The organism is Paenibacillus harenae DSM 16969 (assembly GCF_000422465.1).
Lineage (GTDB): Bacteria > Bacillota > Bacilli > Paenibacillales > Paenibacillaceae > Pristimantibacillus > Pristimantibacillus harenae.
The window spans coordinates 248,038-266,169 of record NZ_KE383844.1 but is presented as its reverse complement, the minus strand read 5'-3'; the positions used below and the strand labels follow the sequence as shown (position 1 = coordinate 266,169).

Here is an 18,132-nt window from a genome sequence, read left to right as displayed (position 1 = left end):
GATATACATGTATAAGAACGGCGGGACGGGAGAAGTATTTTTCGACGATCTGCGGCTGATCGAATACGGGGAAGTTCCGGCTCCCGCGGCTGCGATCGTGCCGCCGGACCCGGTGTTCACGGAAGGCTCGACCGACGAATTCAACGGCGCGACGCTGAACCCGCAGTGGAACTGGATTCGGGAAAGCCGCGCGAATTGGTCGTTAAGCGGGAAGCCCGGCTATATGAGCATCGTCAGCCAAAGCGGCGATATTGTGAACGGTCAGGCTACCGCGAAAAACATCTTGCTGACCGGCGCTCCGGAAGGGGATTGGACGATCGAAACGAGGATGGCCGGCAAGCCGACTTCTCAGTGGTCTCAGGGCGGTTTAATCGTCTATCAGAGCGATCAGACGTATTTCCGGTTGACGCGTCTCTACGGAAGCGGAAATCAGTTCCAGTTCTCCAAGCAGATCGAGGGAGTCCGCGAACATGTGGAAGTGCCCGATACGATCGACTCGACGGTGTCGTACTTGCGCATCGTAAAGCAAGGCAATACCTACAGCGGATATTATTCGGCGGACGGCGCCGCATTTACGCAGCTGTGGACAACGCAGACGGCCGATCTGACGGATCCGAAAATCGGTTTGATCGTGTGTGCGGGAACGGGGCTCGTCGCGGATTTCGATTACTTCCATATCATCAAAGCGAATGCGCCGGCACCGGCGCCTGTCTCGGGAGTGACGCTGGATCCGGCCGAATTGAACATGTCCGTCGGCGAAACCGCGGTCCTGTCGGCAACGGTTGCCCCGTCCGACGCCGTCAATAAGACGGTGACGTGGAGCTCGGACAACCCCGCGGTCGCGCAAGCGAATCCGAACGGAACCGTAACTGCAACCGGTCTCGGAACGGCGGTCGTGACCGTGACGACGGCCGACGGGAGCCGCACGGACCAGACCGTCATTCAAGTATTGCCGCCAGGGGCGGAAAATATCGCTCCGCTCGCCGCTGTGTCGGCAAGCTCCAGCCACGAAAACGGCAGCTTCCCTCCGGCGAAAGCGGTCGACGGCGTAACGAATCAGGATGCAAGCCGATGGATTACCGATACGACGCTTTCCGCGCCTCATTGGTTCGAGCTGGAGTGGGACCGCCATTACGAGATCGACGAAGTGAATGTATGGAGCGGTTTCAGAAGTTTAACGGGAAGGCAAATCGCGGACTTCACCATTCAGTATTGGGACGGAAGCGGCTGGCAGACGGCGGCGACCGTCACCGGCAATACGCAGGACGGCCGAACGGGACAGTATAACGCGCTGACGTTCCCCGCCGTCACGACGAACAAGCTGAGAATGCATATTACGAAAGGCAGCGCCTACGATCAAATCGCGCGTCTGTTCGAGATCGAAGTATGGGGCGTCGAGTCGGAGGTTGCGGTCGTTCCGGTTAGCGCGATCGCGGTCGCCGGCGCGAACGGCGCATCCTCCGTCACGGTCGGCGGGACGCTGCAAATGACCGCCGCCGTGGAACCGGTGAACGCTACTGAGAAATCGGTCACTTGGTCTGTCTCGGACGAGAACGGCCAAGCGACCGATAAGGCGTCGATCGACGCCGCCGGCTTGCTATCCGCGCATGGGGCCGGAACGGTGAAGGCGGCCGCTGCGGCGAACGACGGCTCCGGCATCGTCGGAGAGCTCGTCGTGACGATCATGCCGCTGCCCGCGCCGGAGACGCAAAATCTCGCTCCGCTCGCGGCGCTTACGGCAAGCTCGACCAACGGCGCCTATACGAAGGACAAAGCCGTGGACGGCGTTATGAATCAAAACGCGAGCCGGTGGATTACCGATTCCGCCGCTGCCGGACCGCACTGGCTGCTTCTGGAATGGGATCGTGCGTACACGATCGACCGAGTCAAGCTGTGGAGCGGCTTCCTGAGCTGGCTGGGTTCCCAAATCGCGGATTTCCAAATTCAATATTGGGACGGCAGCGGTTGGCAAGTCGCGGCTGCCGTTACCGGCAATGCCCAAGATTACTATTACGGGATGTATAACGACTTGGCGTTCCCCGCTGTGACGACCGATAAGTTGAGATTATATATCACCAAAGGCAGCAAGAACGACAACATCGCCCGCTTGTTCGAAATCGAGGTGTGGGAGCAGGCGCCGGCGACCGAGCCCGCCTTCGTGCCGGTCAGCTCGGTCGCTGTCGCCCAAGAGGACGAATCGTCCCCCTATGTAGTAGAAAGCTCCGCGCAGATGATCTCCTCCGTACAACCGGAGAACGCTACGAATCGATCGGTGACCTGGTCCGTCGTCGGAGAGGACGGGAAGCCGACCGATATCGCCTCCGTCGACGCGAACGGCTTGTTGAGCGCCCATAGGGACGGGATCGTGAAGGTCGTCGCCGCGGCGAACGACGGTTCGGGCATCGTCGGCGAGCGAAGAGTTGCGATCGATACGGAGCCGCCGGTCATCGCGGTGCCGGAACGACTGATGTTCTCGCTGACCGAACCGATCGTGCTGGAGTTTGCCGCTGACGACAAGGTGAGCGGGGTGCATGCTCTGGATATCGTGTTCGACGGGCAAGCGGCGCCGAACCCGATCGCCATCGATTCACTGACTAAGAGCGCAGGCGAATATCCGCTGCTGGTCACGGCCGTCGACCGGGCCGGGCATCGGGCGGAGCAGTCGTTCGTCCTGAGCATATCGATCGATATCGAGCGGTTGGACGATTTGATCGCATTCGGCGTGGAACAGGGATGGGTCGGCAACGACGAAATCGTCAACAGCTTGACGGCGCATGTGAACAACATTCAAAGAGATGCCGGAAACGAGGCCAAGTTGGCCAATAGCATTCGTTCGATGGAGCAGTCAGTTCGCGCGCAGAGAGGCAAGCCTATCGAAGACCGGTTTGCGGACGTAATTCTGGAGGCTTTGGATTCGATTCGCGTCGCGATCGGCGCATGACACTCGGGGGCGTCCTTAGGCGGCGCGTAGCTGCAAGGCCCCCTTTTTTTCACTTGACGGTTCGAACGCTCCTCCACTAGTCATGAAATTACCGCAAAAGGTCATCGCAGTCCTCTAACGGAGAATGCGCCCGCGCTTTACAATGAGAGTATCCGGAACAAGCAAGAGTTAACTTAGATGCAAGGGGGGATGAAAAATGGCTACGGTTGATGCCGCCGAGTTACAGCGCGAGGCCGGGTTGATCGCTAAGCCGAAGGCAAGACGTTTTCGGACGATCCGCTCCTACTGGGATTTATATTTGATTATGCTGCCGGGGATTTTATTCTTCGCCGTCTACAAGTATTTGCCGATGTGGGGCGTCGTGATCGCCTTCCAGGATTTCAGCGTATTTGCCGGCATCCGGGGCAGCGAATGGGTTGGATTGGCGCATTTCAAAGAGATGTTTACGGACGACGATTTTTACAATATTTTCCTCAATACGCTGCTGATCAGTATTTACAAGCTCGTTTGGGGATTTCCCGGTCCGATCATTCTCGCGATCATGCTGAACGAAGTGCGGCACATGATGTATAAGCGTTCGATTCAGACGCTGGTCTATTTGCCCCATTTTCTATCGTGGATCATTATCGGGGGCATTCTGATCAATGTACTTTCCCCGTCGTCGGGCATCGTGAACGCGATTCTGACATCGCTCGGCTTCGAACCGATTTTCTTCCTAGCGAGCCCGGAGTGGTTCCGCACCGTCATCGTCGCGAGCGACATCTGGAAAGAGGTCGGCTGGGGAGCGATCATCTACCTGGCGGCGATCGCCGGCATCGATCCGCAAATCTACGAAGCGGCGATCGTGGACGGCGCGAACAAGTGGAAGCAGATCCTCCACATTACGCTGCCTTCGATGATGGGCGTCATCGTCATTCTGCTCCTGCTCCGTCTCGGACATGTGCTGGACGTCGGCTTCGAACAAATTTTCGTCCTGTACAATCCGCTCGTCTACGACGTGGCGGACGTGATCGAGACGTACGTGTACCGAGTCGGCATTCAACAGGCGCAGTTCAGCTTTACGACGGCGGTCGGTTTGTTCAAGGCGGTGATCGGGCTCATGCTCGTCACGCTTGCGAATCACGGAGCGAAGAAGCTCGGCCAAGAAGGAATCTGGTAACCGGAGGCGAAAACGATGAGATTGTCCAAAGGAGAACGCGCCGCGTCCGCCTTCAATTACACGCTGCTGGGGCTGTTCGCCCTGCTGGCGCTTGCGCCGTTCGTGCACGTGCTCGCCCAGTCGTTCAGCAGCCATCATGCGATCACCTCGGGGAAGGTCGGCTTGTGGCCGGTCGAGTTTACGGTAGAGGCGTACGCCAGAATTTTTCGCGAGCAAGCGTTCCTGAATGCATTTTCGGTCAGCGTCCTGCGAACGTCTGTCGGTACTTTCGTGAATGTCCTGCTTACTTGTTTACTGGCCTACCCGTTGTCCAAAGTATATATCAAGGGACGCTCGGCGATCATGTTTCTGATCGTCTTCACGATGATGTTCGGCGGCGGCATGATTCCCACCTTCCTGATCGTGAAAGAGACGGGGCTGCTCGACACGTTCTGGGCGTACATTATTCCGGGCGCGGTCAGCGCGTTCAACGTCATCATTATGAAAAATTTCTTCCAGAGCGTGCCGGCGGAGCTCGAGGAATCCGCCAAGATGGACGGCGGCTCCAATCTCGGCATCTTGTTCCGCATCGTGGTGCCGCTCTCGATGCCGGCGATTGCGACCATCACGTTGTTCCACGCGGTCAGTCATTGGAACGCCTTCTTCGATACGGTGCTGTACGTCACCGACCGGAAGCTGTTTCCGCTTCAGGTGTATTTGCGGGAGCTGATCATGTTCAACAATTCGGACATCAACCGGAACGCCAGCAATTCCGTGAACATGGACAGTACGCTGCTGGCGCTCGAATCGTTGAAGGCGGCGGCGCTGATCGCCAGCACCGTCCCGATTTTGATCGTTTATCCGTTTTTGCAAAAATATTTCGTCAAGGGCATTATGCTAGGCTCGGTGAAAGGATAATGAATGACAATCGAAAGGGGTCAGATCTAATTGAAAATTTGGAAAACGTCCACGTCCATCCTGTTGGTCGCCGCCATGCTCGTCATCGCAGCCTGCTCGTCAAATACGCCTTCCGGTACGCCGGCGCCGTCGGATAAGCCGAAAGAATCCGGCGGGCCTGCCGCGAAGCCGGAGACGGAGGAGAAGGCGTCGATCGAGGTCGTCTTGTTCAACGGCGGCCGCAAATATCCGGACGGGGCGGATGAAAACAACAACCCCTACATCCAGTACATCCGGGAGAATACGAATCTGGACATTACGGTGAAGCTGCCTCCGGCGGACGGATACCAGGACGCGCTGAACGTCATTATGGCTTCGGGCAATTTGCCCGATATGATCCAGTCGCTGGATGCCAGCTGGTTCGAAAGCTACGTCAAGCAGAAGGCGCTGCTGCCGCTGAACGATTTGATCGATCAATACGGACCGGAATTGAAGAAGAACATCCCGGAGGACGCCTGGAAGTCTGTGACGATCGACGGCAATATCTACGCCATTCCGTCGATGAACGTCGTGCCGGGCAATGAAGTGATGTATGCGCGCAAAGATTGGCTCGATCGTCTCGGCCTCAAGCCGCCCAAGACGCTGGAGGAGTACCGTGAGGTGATGCGCGCGTTCGCGTTCGACGATCCGGACGGCAACGGTCAGGACGATACGTCCGGGTTCATTCTGGCGGAAAACCTGGCGAGAATAGCGCCGATCGCCGGCGCGTTCGGCATCCAGAGACAAATGTGGACGGAGCGGGACGGCCAGCTCGTCAATGCCAGCATCTTGCCCGAGATGAAAGAAACCCTTGCCTTCCTGGCGGGATTGCAGAAGGATAACATCCTGGATCCCGAATGGCCGCTCAACAAGGCCGCAAACTTGGACGAGAAAATAGCGAGCGGCAAAGTCGGGCTGTATTCGGCGATGTGGTACGATACGCGCGGTCCGATCTTGACCAGCCAGAATAACGATCCGAACGCGGAGTGGATCGCTCTCGACTATCCGACCGGTCCGGAAGGGAAGCAAGGGACGCACGGGCACGGATATACCGCCGGGTTCAACGTCGTCCCGGTGACGAGCGAGCAGCCCGAGGCCGTCATCCGCATGCTGAACTTTATGATCGGCGACGGATACCGTACGCTGCTGCTCGGTTTCGAGAACGAAGTGTGGAAAATGGCGGACGGCAAGGTCGTCACGGACTTCGACAAACATAACGAGCATATTTATCGTCAGACGCTTGGCGAGGTGATTAAGCCCCACGCCTCCGAGGACGAGCGGGACCGTCTCGATTCGCTCGGCACGCAGTTCAATCTGAACGCCAACCTGGACAAAATCGCAGAGGTGGCGATTCGCGACGCTTATTACGGCGTGCCGACGCCGGGAATGGGGAAGCATAAAGCCGACCTGGTAAAAAGGGAAATCGAGACGTTCACCAAAATTATCGTAGGACAGCTGCCGATCGACGCATTCGACAGCTTCGTCGAGGAATGGAAGGCGAAGGGCGGCGACGAGATTACGAAAGAAGTGAACGAGTGGTACGCGGCGAATCGCTAAGTAAGATATAAAATCAGGCCGGGAATGGCGCCCCTTGGGGCGTCATTCCCTGTGTACGTTGAAAGCGGCCTAAGTGGTATAATCGAATACGAACCTGCGGCGAGCATGGAGGGATGGACATGAACTGGTTCGGGATGTGGCGGAGGCGATTCAACGAGTCGATTCAGGCGAGACTGACGTTTTATTTTATCATGATCTTGCTGCCACTCATTTTCTTCAGCTTGTATGCCAACGAACGATCGCAGCGCATCCTCGAGCAGGAGCTCGGCGAGCGGACGTTGAGCGCCATGAACTCGGCGCTGGAATACGTCGATTTGACGGTGTCCAGCTTGAAGAGCCTGTCCACGATGATTTCGACCGATTCCAATCTGACGTCGCGGCTGAAGCATGACGAAAGCGTGCTGTCTCCGGAGGCGATTATCGATTTCATGCATGTGATAACGCAGATTACGAATATTCGCTCCGTCAATCCGTTCCTGACCGAGGTCACGATTTTCCACGGCGCATCCAAGACGATAATTTCGAGCAAGGTCGGTGCGCTTCACCGGCGGCAGGCCGACGCCGAGCCTTGGTACTCGGAGGTCGTGCAGGCGAACGGCGCGAATGTCATCTATTTGCCGGACCGGCGGGAGGAGTCTTTGGTCGGGTGGACGGACCCGATCTATAATACGGACCAAATCGTGTTGATGCGATTGATGGATTTATATAGCAGAGAGCGGAGCAACAATGTGCTGATGCTGTCCGTCCCGAAGTCGAAGCTGCTCGGTTATCTCGGCGGCTTTGCCCCGAGCGAAGCGTCGCTCGTGTACTTGTTCGACGATACGGGCCGCCTGATCGTCACGAACGCGAGCGGGGAGCAACAGCGTATCGACGCCGTTGACATCCCGGCGCAGCGCGTCTCCGTTCGCGAGGCGCCGGACTCCGCCGAGAAAAACATGACGCTGAAGGTCGAGTCTCCGGACAGCGGGTGGTCGCTGCTCCTGGTGCAGCCGGAACGTGAAATCTACAAGAAGTCGAAGCCGCTGTTAACCTTTTCGTACTGGATTATTTTCATCAGCTGCTTGCTGGCCGTTTGGATATCTTGGATGATCTACAGCGGCATTGCTTCCCCGATTTCTTCGCTCGCGGCGGGGATGCGGCAGCTAAGGCGGGGTAACTTGAACGTGAGGCTCGAAAACAAGCGGCAGGACGAGCTCGGCTACTTGACCGATGCCTTCAATCAGACCGTCGAGCAGCAGCGCCACCTGATCCGAGACATATACGAACAACAGCTGCGGCTGACGAAAACCGAGCTTAAATTTTTGCAATCCCAAATAAATCCTCATTTTCTATACAATACATTGGATTCGATCTATTGGGCGGCGAAAAATTACGATGCGGACGAGATCAGCGATATGGTGTTGAACCTGTCGCGGTTTTTCCGGCTTAGTCTTCGCAAGGGACGGGAGAGCTTTACGATCGAGGAGACGTTCGAGCATCTGCAATATTACATTCGCGTGCAGCAGCTTCGGTTTGTCGATCAGTTCGACGTCGAGTTTCGATCGACCGGGGAGAGCCGAAATCTTCATGTGCTGAAGCTGCTATTGCAGCCGTTGGTGGAGAACGCGATTTTGCACGGGTTGGAGAAGAAGGCGGGCGGCGGACGGTTGACCGTCGCGGCGGAGGTGCGGGGGGATCGCCTCGTGCTGCAAGTGTCGGACAACGGCAAGGGGATCGACGCAGAACGGATGGAACGGATTCGGCATGCGCTCGGGCTGGCGGAGCATTACGATTCTTCCTCCGACACGGAGCGGCAAGGTGCGTATTTCGGCCTGCGCAACGTGAAGGCGAGAATTAAGATTTATTACGGAGCGACGGCCGAGTTTCGGATCGAAAGCGCGGCGGAGGAAGGAACGACCGCCACGATCGACCTTCCGGTCGAACTGTGCTCGAATGAGCGGGAAGGGGATGAGGAACCGGCATGAACCTCATGATCGTCGAGGATGAAATTCGCATCTTGAACAGTCTTGCTTATAACATTCCTTGGGAGCGCCACGACATCGAGGTCGTTGGTCTTGCTGCGAACGGGGTGGAGGCACTGGCCGTAATGAAGCGGCGCAAGCCCGATCTGCTGCTGTTGGACATCGAGATGCCGGAGATGAACGGCTTGACGCTCGCGGAGACGGTGCTGCGGCAGGAGCCGCAAACCAGAATCATCATCCTGAGCGGCCATGACGACTTCGCTTTCGCGCAGCGGGCCGTCGAATTGGGCGTGACGAAATATTTGCTGAAGCCGGCGGGAGACGACGAAATATTAAGCGCCGTATTGGCTGCGGCGGAGGAAGTTCGCCGCGAGCTGACGGAGCGGCATAACGTGTCCGAGCTTCAGCGGATGTGGCATCGGCGTCTTCCGCAGCTGCAGGAAGACTTCCTGCGGGGCTGGGTTATGGAGCGGTACGCCGAATGGGAAAGGCATATGCATGCCGAGGAGTTGAAGCTCGGGCTGAAGGAGTACGGCCGCTTCGCGGTCGCGGTATGCGAGATGGATCCGCTGCCGGCGGAGGCATCTCGCTTCCTGGCGTCGGATGCCCCGCTTCTCCAGTTCTCGCTCGAATGCATAGCCAAGGAGTTCCTTCAAGGGGAGGCATGCCGAGTATTTAACGATGTGAACGGTTCGACCGTACTATTGTTTATGGAGCGGCCGGACGTACCGGACGCCGAATTAACGAAGCGGATCAACGTGCTGGTGTCCCGGCTGCTGGGCGTCGTCAAACAATGCCTGAAGCTGACGGCGAGCGCCGGGCTCGGCACGGTGTGCGGCGCCGCGGACGTCACGAAGTCGTATCGGCAGGCTCGTCGCGCGCTGCAAGAGCGGGCCATCTACGGCAACGAAATCGCGATCCCTTATTTGGACGTCAAGAGCGGCGAACATTCAATTGCGTTCGATCCCGATTTCGAGAGGCGTCTCGAGATGGCTGTGCAGACGGACGAGTCGGCCCGAATCCAGCTGTTGATCGACGAGTACTTCGGGAACGCGTTCACAATCGCCGACTCGTCGGAGCCGGTATACGAGCACTTGCTTTATGTAAGCAGCGTCTTTATCCGAATCATTCAATCCCGCGGATGGTCGATTCAGAAAGTGCTGGAGTCCGATTACGCGTTCTTCCTCTCGCTGGATTCGCTCGTGACCAAGGAGCAGATTTGGGAGTGGGCCAAGCGGGCGGCCGCACGCATCGTCACCTACAAGGAGCAGGAACGCAAAAGCTCCTCCAACCGGCTTATCAAGAGCATGCTGGAGATGGTCGAACGGATGCTGGCCGAAGATCTCAGCTTGCATACGCTGGCGGAACGATTGTATGTAAACCCGTCCTACTTGAGCCGGCTCTTCAAGAAGGAGACGGGGGAAGCATTTTCGAATTATGTGCTGAAGCGCAGAATGGAACGGGCGAAGGAGCTGCTGCAGCAGGACGCGAGGGTATACGACGCCGCGTCCGCCGTCGGGTATCGGGATGTGAGCTATTTCGCGAAAGTATTCCGCGGCTACTGGGGAGTGGCGCCGAGCGAATGGAAATAACAGTTGGGCGATGCGGAAGCCGGACAGGTTATTTATAATTTTTCAAAGTAAGGGAGCACTCTGAGCCTGACGGCTAGGGTGCTTTTTTTTGGCTGTACGACCTCAAAGATATTGGGGCGAAAGTAATTGCGTCAATTGGTTGGTCGTCGTATTTTTTTACATGGTCAGATACAGTTGTCCGTTTCGAAAGGAGGCAAGCCTCAGCAGGGAATCAGCTGTCTCAGTCATTTACTAGAAACGCCGCTCATATAATCTATCAGTAGACAAGTTTCTACTCATAGGCGGAGAAGGGTGGCAGGCTGGATGCGGCGGATAATGCAGGCGATTATTTGCGTGATGGTCGTGTGGTTTGGTTTGTTCGAGCTGGGAGGCTTTGGGGCGTACAAAGGGGAAGCGGCGAAGGAACCGGTGGCCGTGCAGGCGCAGGGCTCCGCGAAGCCTGCGACGGTGACGTATTATGAAGAGATGCCGCTGCTCGCCGAGCCTGCGGCCCAAGAGTCGGGTGAGCAAGCCCGGCAGGCGGACAAGCGGGCGGCGCAGAACGGGAAGACCGTCTACCTGACCTTTGACGACGGGCCGAGCAGACATACGGAGCGGGCGCTCTCGATTTTGAAGGAAGAGGGCGTCAAGGCGACGTTCTTTGTGCTGGGAGAGCATGTCAATCAGCATCCGGAGCTGGCAAAACGAATTATAGAAGAAGGCCATTCGATAGGGAATCACTCCCTTAATCATAAATACGACCGCTTATACGGCAGCTTTGCGGAGTTCGCCGATCAGGTCATGAAGACGGACGAGCTGATCTATAAGACGACAGGGGTAAGGACGACGCTATTCCGTGCACCGGGAGGAACGTACGGCAATTTTGACCAGGGTTATTTCGATGCGATGGAAGCGGCCGGCTATCAGGTGCATGATTGGAACGTGGACAGCGGCGACTCGAAGCGGCTTGGCGTCCCGAGCGCGGAAATATTGGATACGATAAAAAATTCCAGGCTGGCGGACAAGCTTATCGTCCTGCTTCATGACAGCGCGACCCATGAGGAGTCGGTCAAGGCTTTGCCGGAAATTATTGCGTACTATAAAAGTAAAGGCTACTCGTTCGCCCCTATGACGGAGGAGACGAAGCCTGTTCAATTTACACTTGCAAGTAAGCTGAAGTGGACGCGGGCCAAGGTAACGAAGGCGCAGGCGCAGAAATTAACGCAGTTCTCGGAGGCGCTTGGCCGCAGCGTTCGGCAGGAGCCGGCGGTGTCGCCGGAACCGGCGCTTATTTTGCATCGCGGTGAGGAACGTTTGGAACTGAAGCCCGAGGAATATGGCGTGACCAAGGGCTCGATCGAGGTATCGCTGCTGAAGCTGATGGATTTGATCGGAGGCAGTACGGAGATGGATTTGGAAAATGGCGAAATCGAGGCCTTGAAAGACGGCGTGCACGTGATTTGGTTGTGCAGCCCGGCCGGCAATTCCGGCGCTATACAGGAGGAGCGGATTGCGGTTCCCGTTCGCGCAACCTTGCAAAAGTTCGGAATCGGCATTACGAGCTTTATCTACAATGACGAGCAGCGTGAAATTTGGCTTGCGGAATAATTGAAGGGGCAGCTCTAGCAGGTCTAAAGAGAGAGAAAGCTGGGGACACTGAAAAATAGATAGATTTATTTTTCAGGAGGCGGATACGGATATGATTTCTCCCCAATTTTCCGAGGAAACGAAAGAGGAACGCTACAGCCACTGGCCGGAAGCGCCGCAGGTGCTGCTTCACCGGCTGCTAGTGAAGGTAGAGAGCGTATTGCTAGGAAAGCATCAGGTCATTAAAAATACATTAACCGCGCTGCTCGCAGGCGGGCACGTGCTGCTTGAGGACGTGCCGGGCGTCGGCAAAACGATGCTTGCGCAAGCGTTCGCGAGAGCGGTTGGCGGCGATTTTAAACGCATTCAATTCACCTCGGACATGCTGCCCGCCGATGTGGTCGGGGGAGTCGTGCTTGACGCGAAAACGAGCGAGCTCGTCTATCGGCCGGGACCGATCATGGGCAACGTCGTCCTGGCGGATGAAATTAACCGTACCTCGCCGCGAACGCAGTCCGCGCTGCTCGAGGCAATGGAAGAGCGAAGAGTGACGGTTGAAGGCAGAACACGAAGGCTCCCTGTTCCTTTCATGCTGATCGCCACGCAAAATCCGCTCAGCTTCGAAGGAACGAATACGCTGCCGGAAGCGCAGCTGGACCGGTTCATGATGCGGCTGACGATCGGTTACCCCGGCCCTGGGGAAGAAAAACGGATGCTCGAGCAATATGCCGGAGGCAGCCGGGTCGAGCCGGAGCGGCTGCGCCCCGTGATCGCGACGGAGGAGTGGCTGCAAATGCAGGCGGAAGCCAGGCAGACCCATATGCATCCGGCGCTGCTGGATTATATGGTGCAGGTGGCGGATGCCACGCGCCGTTCGCCCGAGGTTGCGCTCGGCTTAAGTCCGCGGGCATTGCGGGACTGGCTGCGCGCTTCGCAGGCGAACGCCTATATGGAAGGCCGGGGCTACGCCGTGCCGGACGACCTGCTGGAGACGGCTGAAGCCGTGCTGCCGCACCGCCTGTCGCTGCGTTACGGCGCGGCGGCTTCCGGCGCCGATGCTGCGGCCGTCATCCGGCGCACGGTTCGCGAATGCCCGCTTCCCGCTGCGGCGGGAGGCGCTATGGGAAGCGGGAAACGCCGATGAATGCGCATTTTTCGGAGGATAAGCTTCAGAACGTAAATACGGCTGCCGACGGCAATGCAATCCAGACAGGTGCGGATGCCGGGTATGATGTTCAACTGCCGGATGGAACCGGGCGCAAGAACGGGCAAAGCGCGGCACTCGGCGCAGATCAAGGGGCAGGGGCTGCCGGATGGAAAAAAGAGCCGGCAGGCCGCGATTACAAGACAAGGTGGCTGGCCTGGACGGTTATTACGGCCGGCTGGGTCCTCAGCTTGTCTGCCGTGCTGCTGCGCGGCGGCGCGGTGGAATGGTTCCTCGCGGCGGTGCTGGGGTTCGTCATGCTTGTCAGCGGATTAGCTCCTGTTCTAGCGGCCTCAGGGCTCACGGCTGTGCGGACTTTGCCGCTTCAAGAGACTAGTGAAGGGGGCAGGCAGACGGTGCAATTAACGCTGCGGCGCTCCTATTTCATTCCGTTCGTATGGTTTGCTTTGCACGATGAAACGCTTAACGACAGTTCGCCTTCGAACAAGAATATCAGCTTCCGCACCGTATTTACGCCGCTGCTTCGAGGGGACTTAAGCGTCCGCTATACGCTGCATAAATTAAGGCGCGGCCGGCATCCATACGAGCATGTGACCGTTACGGTCGGGGATTGGCTCGGGTTGACCGCGATTCATAAAAAAATCGAGTCCAGGGCTGAGTTTGTCGTGCTGCCGGGGCTGCCGCCCGAGGAGCCGGGCGATGCTGCCGAGCAAGCAGGCGGAATGGGTGCCGGCAGGGCAAAGCTGAAGATGGCAGCGGCGCCATATGATTCAAGGGGCGAGATGGGCCGCGAAGAAATATGGGCCGCAGTGCGCGCGGCCGGAATCGGTCCGGACAGCCGGCCTTATCGGGAGGGCGATTCGCTTCGCCATCTGGATTGGCGCAGCGCGGCTAAGGGGCGCGGCTTGCAGACGAAGCTGTTCGAGCTCGAGCGGCCTGTTCAGACGTATATTGCGGTCGATACGGGAGCAAGCGGTTACGACCGGGACGACCGTCTATTCGACGCGTGCCTCGGCTTTGCTGCGCTGGCGGTGCGGCAAGCGGTCGCTTGCGGCGGAATGGTCACGCTGGTGACGAATCAAGGTCTACTGGGAACGAGCTTTTCCCCGGAGAACAGAGACGGCGGGGCCGACGGATCAGCGCTGCTGCATGCGATGGCTTTGCTGCGCGCGGACGGTCAAGCCTCGATGGCAGGTATGCTTGCCGGAGAAGAATTCGCTTTCTCGCGAGGAGGCAGCGTCCTCGTTTTTACGGCGGATTGGAGAGGCGGTCGGAGCTGGGGCGAGCTTGCCGGCTTTGCGGCGGACCAAGGCTGCAGGCTGGAGCTGTTTATCGTGACGCGCCAAGCCGTTCCGACTTTTGCGATGCGCGAGCAGCAGAAATGGCTGGAACGAGACGGCGTTAAGGTCACGTGGCTGCACGTGCCGGAGGGCATGTACGAGCTTCCGTTTGCCGAGGAAGGAGGCGATGCGTATGTCTATGCCTAATTCCGGCGGAACGGATGAGAAGCGCAATTCGCGGCGGTTGAGCGGCGAGGCCGTTGACGAGCCGCTTGTTTACCGCTTGCTGACGAGCGCGCTGCTGTTCGGGCTACTGGCGGAATGGCTGCTGCCATGGACGGGCGCGGCAGAGTGGGCGGTTATTTATCATCCCGCGCCTCTTCTGCTTGTAATCGGCTGCGTCATGGTCCTCGGTTTATTTCGAATGCCGATGGCCGTTACGCTGCCGATGAACGTTATATTGTGCTTGTTCAGCTTGATGTGGCTGTACAAAGGAGCGGATCAAAGCAGCCTCGGGTGGCTGCTTGGATTTCCGAGGCTACTGGCGGACCATATCGGGCTTATGCTGAAGCACGGATTGTGGGCCATGTCGGGCGAGCTGCGGACTATGCTGTTATTTATCGGTTGGGCCATGCTTGCTCCGGCGCTGCAGGCGCTGCTATGGATGCGGCAGACCGCGCTCGGTATTGCCGGCCTAACGCTTGCTTACCTCATTGCCCTGCATGTATGGCTCGGCTTCGAAGTGATGGGCGCTTTAATGCGAACGGTTGCGGAAGGGCTGCTCCTGGGCGCTGTGGTATGCGTGCCTAGAGTACAGCGGATCGTAACAAGCGGGTTCGGAAAAATGAGGCATTTGGATCTTCGCTGGCTGACGGGAGCGGGATTCATCGTTCTGACGGTAATCGGCTGCGGATTGTTGCTCTCGAACGGCCGCGAAGCGGCCATGCCGCCTGCAAGCTGGGCAAGCTCATTAACCGACCGGGTGGAGAATGCCGTCAGCTCTCTCGGCAAGGGAGAAGGCTCGGTCGCGGTCACCGGGCAGTCAGGCTTGCAGCGCCTGGGAGGCGCTTTTACCGGCTACGGCTTTGACGATACGGAGCTTGGCGCTCCGGTGCAGAAGGATAACCGGGTGATGTTTACGGGCACCTCCACGGTAAAAGCGTACTGGCGCGGGGAATCGCTGCGGCTGTACGACGGGCGAGGCTGGAGCAGGGACTTTAGCAGTCCGGTTCTGCATCCTATTCGCGGCGCGGGCGGAACCGCCTCTATGGCGACGGGCGCGGAAGCGGACAAGCTTCTGCTGGGGCCAATTGTCCGTCAGACGGTCGTATGGCAGGAGCCGACGGCAGCAATGCCTTTGTTCAGCTCGGGACTCTTTGGCCGGGTGACCGATTTGATTGCGGCTGATCCAAGGCGGAAGCTGAACAGCTATGTGTTGGACGAGGCGTCCAGCTCCTTGTACGCGCAATCGGAGACGGTGAAGGTTGAGCAATACACGGTAGAAAGCGTGCTTGCTATAACGGATGCGGAGCAGCTGCGCGCTTTAAGCAGCACCTCGGATAACGGCGAGCTGGCCGATCAGGACTTGGGTGACGACGCCTCGGCGGACCGCAGCTCTGGACGGGAATCGTCGGATGACACGGGCTTGAGCGGGGAGCAAGGGACTGGCGGAAGGACGGCTGCGGCGGTACCTGTTGCAGGCGAGCTGTCTGCAGAGCTGCAGGCGGAGCTGGAGCCCTACTTGCAGCTGCCGGATTCGCTTCCGGGGCGGGTATCCGCTTTGGCGGCGGAAATTGGCGGAGGCGGGGTAACGAGCCGTTATGATCAGGTGAAGGGAATTGAGAGATTTTTGAGGGAGAGCTATGCCTATACGCTGGAGGACAGCGCGGTGCCGCCGAAGGGAAGCGACTTCGTCGATTACTTCCTGTTCGAGCAGCGTCAAGGGTATTGCGTCCATTTCTCGACGGCGATGGTCGTGCTGCTCCGTACGCAAGGCATTCCGGCGCGCTGGGTGAAGGGCTTTACGACCGGCACGCCGATTGGTGAGACGGAAGGCGCCGGCGATGGCGTGAAGCTGGTCAATTACGAGGTGCGGGGCTCGAACGCGCATGCATGGGTTGAGGTCTACTTCCCGGGCGCAGGCTGGGTGCCGTTCGATCCGACGCCGGGGTTCGGCGGCGGCGCCGCCAGCGTTGCGTCCGCCGATCCGGCAGGCGAGGCAGCTGTTCCCGCGGCCGGGGAAGCGGCCGCGGCAGTGAGCGGCGAAGCCGGCTGGCTCGAGGCGGCGGCTATGCAGGCCGCCTCCGCTATGGCGCGAGGGGCAGACGCCCTCGCGCAGGCGGCGCAGAGCGCCGCCAAGGGCGCAGCGGCGGCATCGCCCGCCGCTGTCGCCGCCGCAGGCGCGGCCGCGCTGGCACTCGCGGCCGCAGCCATTGCCGCGGCGCAGCGCCAGCGGCTGCGCCTCGCGCTGGCGCTGCGCCGCTATGGCGCGGCATACGCCGGCGTCGCCGCAGGGCTCGCCGGCGCAGCCGCTGTTGATCCGTCACGCGAAGCCGTGACGGAACGAAGGCGCCGCGCCGGAGCGGGCGGGCGCGGACAGGCCCGCGCGGCGCGCGACGCGGATGCGCGCCTGCGCGCCAGCTTCGCGGCGGTCGCGGCAGCGCATGCGCCGCTGCTGCGCCGCCGCTTCGGCGGGCACGCGCTGCCGCTGACGGCGCGTGAATTCGCGAGCGCCGCGGAACCGGCGCTCGGGGCGGAGCAGCAGGACGCGCTCCGCCGGCTCGTAAGCTGGCTCGAGGAAGCGGAATTCGCCGCTCCGGGCCCGTGGCCGGGAGCGCCGACGCCTTCGGCGCTGCGTAACGTCCTGCGCGTGCTGGACAAACGGCCGGCTCGCCAACTGAAGCCGGCTCCCGGGCCGAAGCCGAAGGAACGGGACAAACGCGCCTTTGCGCTCAAGCCCCCTAAGTAACCCTGGCTTTGCCCGGTATGCGCGGTGGTTCGCGTTTATGCACAAGTTGCTTGGATAACGTTATTCATATTTATTCTGCTCTACGGAGGAGACCAAGAGAATCCCTTCGTAGTTTGCTCAGCTTCGTATTGACTAAATACTGAAGACCTCTCTAACCTGCCAGTTACCTTTAGCGGCACAATGAAGAATACCGGGGAATACCACGCTAAACTCCCGTTGGCGTAACGAAGGGCTGCCAACCGGCAGCCCTTTTGGTATTCAACTCCCGTTACTTTAATTAACTAAGTTCTGCGGAACTTAGTTTGTTATCGGCCATACGTCTTACGTTGTAAACTCACTGCTCAGGATTTCTGCTTAACTGCGCGCAACATCTCATCCATCTTACCTGCGTGGAAGGATTCATGAACAATGACAAACCCTGCACATTCGCCATAGCTTGCGAATCCGAAGAACGGAGGATCCAGAAGGACGTCGAATTGCTCCGGTGGAATGGCAAGGAAGCGTTCTTGCTGCCTTTTCAACAGCGAAATCAGCTCGTTCATAGTAGGGGGTTGGTCCACCCAATCGCTTGGCTTGGATCCCGAATCGAACCACCTTGTGAATGCTGAAGGAAGAGACGCAGAGGGGAAAGGAACTTGAAACAACATCCGCTCCGCCACTGTGAGGATATGCCCAAGCTGCCAACGGATCGTGTTATTGAACTCATTCAATTGAACATCAGCAAGATCTACGGGGCACGATTCAGCGATATCGAGGCACCAATCCCGTGCCATGTCCAATTGAAATCTGATCGGATGATTCATGAAATACCTCCTCGAATTATCAGCCTGTTAATGTTTGGGAATTTACATACGTATACCATTTTATATTACCACGTGTAACCTTTTGTGAATTCTCATAGATTGCTAAGATGTTGTGCTGGCTTCCCGTTCCAAAAGAACATTATTAAAGTGCTTGGGATGTTCTTTAGTCTTTTACCTTTACCCCCTGTTATGACAATTGCACCAGATTTGTATAGTGCAACGGGT

11 protein-coding genes are annotated in these 18,132 nt (G+C 58.3%); 10 read left to right on the top strand and 1 reads right to left on the bottom strand.

The genetic code is table 11. The features are described from left to right. The first annotated feature begins 7 nt into the window (after window positions 1-7). The 10 genes from H581_RS36700 to H581_RS0125190 all read left to right on the top strand — a co-directional run bounded on the left by H581_RS36700 (window position 8) and on the right by H581_RS0125190 (window position 17,104). Window positions 8-2,941, top strand: a complete 2,934-nt coding sequence (locus tag H581_RS36700) for an Ig-like domain-containing protein (protein ID WP_051251367.1) — start codon at window positions 8-10, stop codon at window positions 2,939-2,941. 196 nt (window positions 2,942-3,137) lie between these two features. After that, on the top strand, window positions 3,138-4,100 hold the full coding sequence (locus H581_RS0125230; protein ID WP_028612418.1) for an ABC transporter permease: 963 nt from the start codon (window positions 3,138-3,140) through the stop codon (window positions 4,098-4,100). 15 nt (window positions 4,101-4,115) lie between these two features. Further along, entirely contained in the window at window positions 4,116-4,997 is an 882-nt protein-coding gene (locus H581_RS0125225; protein WP_028612417.1) for a carbohydrate ABC transporter permease, read from the top strand. A gap of 30 nt (window positions 4,998-5,027) precedes the next feature. Continuing rightward, the gene (locus H581_RS0125220; RefSeq protein ID WP_028612416.1) at window positions 5,028-6,572 is read left to right on the top strand and encodes an extracellular solute-binding protein; all 1,545 of its coding nucleotides are present in this window, start codon (window positions 5,028-5,030) and stop codon (window positions 6,570-6,572) included. 119 nt (window positions 6,573-6,691) lie between these two features. Further along, on the top strand, window positions 6,692-8,536 hold the full coding sequence (locus H581_RS0125215) for a cache domain-containing sensor histidine kinase (RefSeq protein ID WP_028612415.1): 1,845 nt from the start codon (window positions 6,692-6,694) through the stop codon (window positions 8,534-8,536). Beyond that, window positions 8,533-10,125: a response regulator gene (locus tag H581_RS0125210; RefSeq protein WP_028612414.1), complete on the top strand. Its 1,593-nt coding sequence runs from the start codon at window positions 8,533-8,535 to the stop codon at window positions 10,123-10,125. The genes H581_RS0125215 and H581_RS0125210 overlap by 4 nt, the downstream gene beginning before the upstream one ends. Before the next feature lie 303 nt (window positions 10,126-10,428). Continuing rightward, window positions 10,429-11,712: a polysaccharide deacetylase family protein gene (locus tag H581_RS36695; RefSeq protein ID WP_051251365.1), complete on the top strand. Its 1,284-nt coding sequence runs from the start codon at window positions 10,429-10,431 to the stop codon at window positions 11,710-11,712. A gap of 91 nt (window positions 11,713-11,803) precedes the next feature. Then, complete coding sequence (locus H581_RS35345) at window positions 11,804-12,835, top strand: AAA family ATPase (RefSeq protein ID WP_051251363.1); 1,032 nt, start codon at window positions 11,804-11,806, stop codon at window positions 12,833-12,835. Then, window positions 12,832-14,343: a DUF58 domain-containing protein gene (locus tag H581_RS0125195; RefSeq protein ID WP_028612413.1), complete on the top strand. Its 1,512-nt coding sequence runs from the start codon at window positions 12,832-12,834 to the stop codon at window positions 14,341-14,343. The genes H581_RS35345 and H581_RS0125195 overlap by 4 nt, the downstream gene beginning before the upstream one ends. Beyond that, a complete protein-coding gene (locus H581_RS0125190) occupies window positions 14,330-17,104 on the top strand; it encodes a transglutaminase-like domain-containing protein (RefSeq protein WP_028612412.1) in 2,775 nt (924 codons plus the stop codon). The genes H581_RS0125195 and H581_RS0125190 overlap by 14 nt, the downstream gene beginning before the upstream one ends. A 341-nt stretch (window positions 17,105-17,445) precedes the next feature. Here H581_RS0125190 and H581_RS35340 read toward each other — a convergent pair whose 3' ends face one another. Next, complete coding sequence (locus tag H581_RS35340; protein WP_051251361.1) at window positions 17,446-17,907, bottom strand: DinB family protein; 462 nt, start codon at window positions 17,905-17,907, stop codon at window positions 17,446-17,448. Window positions 17,908-18,132 lie beyond the last annotated feature (225 nt).

Excerpts from the sequence above, each read along its gene's own strand:
- H581_RS36700 (WP_051251367.1), top strand. The coding sequence starts at position 8 with ATGTATAAGAACGGCGGGACGGGAGAAGTATTTTTCGACGATCTGCGG.
- H581_RS0125230 (WP_028612418.1), top strand. The coding sequence starts at position 3,138 with ATGGCTACGGTTGATGCCGCCGAGTTACAGCGCGAGGCCGGGTTGATC.
- H581_RS0125225 (WP_028612417.1), top strand. The coding sequence starts at position 4,116 with ATGAGATTGTCCAAAGGAGAACGCGCCGCGTCCGCCTTCAATTACACG.
- H581_RS0125215 (WP_028612415.1), top strand. The coding sequence starts at position 6,692 with ATGAACTGGTTCGGGATGTGGCGGAGGCGATTCAACGAGTCGATTCAG.
- H581_RS0125210 (WP_028612414.1), top strand. The coding sequence starts at position 8,533 with ATGAACCTCATGATCGTCGAGGATGAAATTCGCATCTTGAACAGTCTT.
- H581_RS36695 (WP_051251365.1), top strand. The coding sequence starts at position 10,429 with ATGCGGCGGATAATGCAGGCGATTATTTGCGTGATGGTCGTGTGGTTT.
- H581_RS35345 (WP_051251363.1), top strand. The coding sequence starts at position 11,804 with ATGATTTCTCCCCAATTTTCCGAGGAAACGAAAGAGGAACGCTACAGC.
- H581_RS0125195 (WP_028612413.1), top strand. The coding sequence starts at position 12,832 with ATGAATGCGCATTTTTCGGAGGATAAGCTTCAGAACGTAAATACGGCT.
- H581_RS0125190 (WP_028612412.1), top strand. The coding sequence starts at position 14,330 with ATGTCTATGCCTAATTCCGGCGGAACGGATGAGAAGCGCAATTCGCGG.
- H581_RS35340 (WP_051251361.1), bottom strand. The coding sequence starts at position 17,907 with ATGAATCATCCGATCAGATTTCAATTGGACATGGCACGGGATTGGTGC.